The organism is Hallella faecis, assembly GCF_018789675.1.
Lineage (GTDB): Bacteria > Bacteroidota > Bacteroidia > Bacteroidales > Bacteroidaceae > Prevotella > Prevotella faecis.
Genome location: NZ_JAHKBE010000102.1, coordinates 1 through 3,438 on the forward strand (window position 1 = coordinate 1; position 3,438 = coordinate 3,438).

At 41.3% G+C, this 3,438-nt stretch carries 3 protein-coding genes; all 3 read left to right on the plus strand.

Annotation, left to right across the window (positions count from 1 at the left end; translation table 11 throughout):
- Positions 1–113: 113 nt before the first annotated feature.
- The 3 genes from KM934_RS13225 to KM934_RS12515 are packed head-to-tail and all read left to right on the plus strand — an operon-like array spanning position 114 to position 3,356.
- Entirely contained in the window at positions 114–548 is a 435-nt protein-coding gene (locus tag KM934_RS13225; protein WP_317192675.1) for a TIGR02391 family protein, read from the plus strand.
- 25 nt (positions 549–573) lie between these two features.
- Complete coding sequence (locus KM934_RS12510; protein ID WP_215760937.1) at positions 574–2,394, plus strand: aminotransferase class I/II-fold pyridoxal phosphate-dependent enzyme; 1,821 nt, start codon at positions 574–576, stop codon at positions 2,392–2,394.
- A 5-nt stretch (positions 2,395–2,399) separates the two neighbouring features.
- Positions 2,400–3,356: an ornithine cyclodeaminase gene (locus KM934_RS12515; RefSeq protein ID WP_215760938.1), complete on the plus strand. Its 957-nt coding sequence runs from the start codon at positions 2,400–2,402 to the stop codon at positions 3,354–3,356.
- The last annotated feature ends 82 nt before the right edge of the window (positions 3,357–3,438 follow it).

The window sequence follows — 3,438 nt, forward strand, 5'->3', positions numbered from 1 at the left end:
GCTGGCAGCGTAAAACTGCTTAGCCTTTATCTCAAATTTTAACGAACTATTGCTATGTAGGATATGAGTTAAAACCTGATGGTCAATATAGGCAAATAACTGCAACTACAACAATTACAGAGGCACAGACAAGAGCCAATAGACTTCTCACTGACTTAAAAGCAAGAAATGCACATACTGTCATATTCAAATATTGTACGGCTGAACTTGTAGACAAGAACTATTTCCACGCAGTATTTGAAGCATGCAAAGGATTGTTTGAGAGAATACGACAACTTTCTTTTATACAAGCAGATGGTGTTAAGTTGGTATCATACGTGTTTAACCATCCAGTCTTGATTATCAATGAATACAAGACTCAACAACATAAAGACGAGCAGAAAGGATTCGAAGCAATCCTTGAAGGTATCTGTAAGATGTTCAGAAATCCAGAGGCTCATTGTCCAAAGATAGAATGGCCTATGGAAGAACAAGATGCATTGGAGATACTTTCTCTAATTTCTTATTGTCACAGAAGATTAGACAAGGCTCAGAGAGTAACTGAATAAAGAAAATAATCATAATTCAAGAATTATGCAAGCAATAATATTGGCTGCCGGAATGGGCAAGCGACTTGGTGAGTACACCAAGAACAACACCAAGTGTATGGTTGAAGTCAATGGAGTGAAACTCATTGACAGAGTGATTAACCAGTTGGCTAAGCTGCATCTTAACAGACTAGTGCTGGTTGTAGGATATGAAGGTCAGAAACTCAAAGACTACATAGGGCATCGTTATGATGATATATTGAAGATAGAGTTTGTTGACAATTCAGTCTATGACAAAACCAACAACATCTATTCATTGGCACTTGCTAAGAAGCAACTCTGCGAAGATGATACGTTATTGTTGGAGTCTGACTTGATTTTTGAGGACAGCATTTTGCAAATGCTTGTTGTTAATCCTTATCCGAACCTTGCACTTGTAGCCAAGTACGAGTCTTGGATGGATGGTACCGTCGTTAAGATTAATGAGTTCAACGAGATTGTGAACTTTGTACCAAAGGAGGCTTTCGACTGGTCTGAGGCAGACAAGTATTATAAGACGGTAAACATCTATAAGTTCAGTAAGAAGTTTAGTCAGAATGTCTACGTGCCATTCTTAGAAGCATTTACCAAGGTGATGGGCAACAACCAGTACTATGAGCAGGTATTGCGAGTCATTACTCATCTGCATCAGTCTAATCTACGTGCACTTCCAATCCGTCCTGATCAAAAGTGGTACGAGATTGACGATGTACAGGATTTGGACATTGCTTCGACAATATTCTCCAGTGGCGAAACTAAATATCACGAGTACCATAAACGTTATGGCGGTTTCTGGCGCTTCCCCAATCTGCTTGACTTCTGCTACCTCGTCAATCCTTATTTCCCGACAAAGAGGATGCGTGACGAGATGCGTGCCAACTTCGACACATTGTTGACTGAATACCCATCAGGAATGTTTGTCAACTCACTGCTTGCCGGCAAGTATTTCGGTATTAAGCAGGATTACGTTGTCGTTGGCAATGGTGCCGCTGAGCTTATCAAGATTGTAATGGAGGAACACACGGGTAAGAAGGTTGGTGTTATGTTCCCGACATTCGACGAGTATCCTAACCGCTTAAAACCGGAGCAGATTGTTCCTTTTATTTCCCACAAGGACAACTTCTCTTACACCGTTGACGAACTGATGGGCTTCTTCGGCGATAAAAATATTTCTTTGCTTCTCCTTATCAATCCAGACAATCCATCCGGTCAGTACATTCAGAAGAAAGATGTTCTACGCCTCGCTGATTGGTGTAAGGAGAAGGGCATCAATCTTATCGTTGACGAGAGTTTTGTTGACTTCACAGACGGCTACGAGGACAACAGCCTGCTTCATAATGACATCTTGGAGAAATATCCAGACTTGATGGTTATGAAGAGCATTAGTAAGTCATACGGTGTTCCGGGACTTCGTCTTGGTATCTTTGCTTCTTCTAATAAGGAACTCATTGCCCGAATCAAGAAGGAAGTTTCTATTTGGAACATCAACTCATTTGGCGAGTTCTACATGCAGATATTCGGTAAATACGAAAACGACTATAAGCGTGCTTGCAAATTGTTCCGTGAGGAGCGTGAGAAGTTCTTCAATGACTTACAGGCCATTCCATTCCTTCGTGTCATTCCTTCACAGGCGAACTACTTCCTTTGTGAAGTAACAGATAAATACACTTCTGCCGAGCTCACTCAGAAACTCATAGAGCACGACGTTATCATCAGCAACTGTTCTTTGAAGCGTAACATGGGTGGTAGTGGCAAGCAACTCATCCGTCTTGCAGTTCGCGACCGTAAGGACGATGAGAAACTCGTGAACATTTTAAAATCATTATAATAGATATGATAGTAATACAAGATAGGGAAGTAAGAAGTCTTGGGCTAAAGCCCAAGGACTTCATAGATAGCGTCAGACACTGCTTCGTGCATAAGCCTGAATGCCAGCTGCCTCCTAAGATAAGTCTACATCCAAAGGGTGATGACTTCATCAATACGATGCCTTGCCTGCTTCCTCCTGAGACCAACCGATATGGAGTAAAGATAGTCTCACGTGTAAAAGGCAGGACTCCGGCACTCAAGAGCGATTCCATGCTTTATGATGTTACAACAGGCGAATTGCTTGCAGTTATTGACTGTGACTATATAACAACCATGCGCACTGGCGCTGTTGCTGCACTTGCAGTTGACACATTGAAGAAAAACAATGTGAAAAAGATAGCACTGATGGGACTTGGCAATACAGGACGGGCAACTATGATGTGTCTATCTTCTCTACTCCCCCCCCCCGATGGCAAGTATGAAGTTAGCTTGTTAAAGTATAAGGATCAAGCAGAACAATTCATAGAGCATTTCAAGAACTTAGATAACTTTCATTTTACAATAGCGAACGACACAAAAGAACTCTTCGAGAATGCCGATGTCATCATCTCTTGTATAACGCAGGCTAACGGCTTGTTTATTGATGACGTAAATGTCTTTAAGCCCGGTGTACTTGTGGTACCAGTCCACACGAGAGGATTTCAGAATTGTGACACGATATTCGACAAAGTAGTTTGTGATGATATTGGTCATGTAAAAGGCTTCAAGTACTTCAATCAATTCAAGAACCTGACAGAACTTGGCGACATCTTACGAGGAGACAAGCCAGGCAGACAGTCGGAAGAAGAGAGAATTATCGACTATAATATTGGATTAGGGCTTCACGACGCTTACATTTGTAGCAAAGTCTATGATGCAGTGAAAGCACAGCCGCATGAAAATATAGAGTTGGTTCATTCTACTCAGAAGTACATAATCTAACATATATCAAGGTTGTCCGCTATAAACTAGGGATGCTCGTAAATCAGTCAAAAACAACCTAACGATCTAATTGTCAGTGTTA

Bases quoted from the DNA above. Each gene is read 5' to 3' on its own strand.
- KM934_RS12515 (WP_215760938.1), top strand. From the start codon at position 2,400: ATGATAGTAATACAAGATAGGGAAGTAAGAAGTCTTGGGCTAAAGCCC.
- KM934_RS12510 (WP_215760937.1), top strand. From the start codon at position 574: ATGCAAGCAATAATATTGGCTGCCGGAATGGGCAAGCGACTTGGTGAG.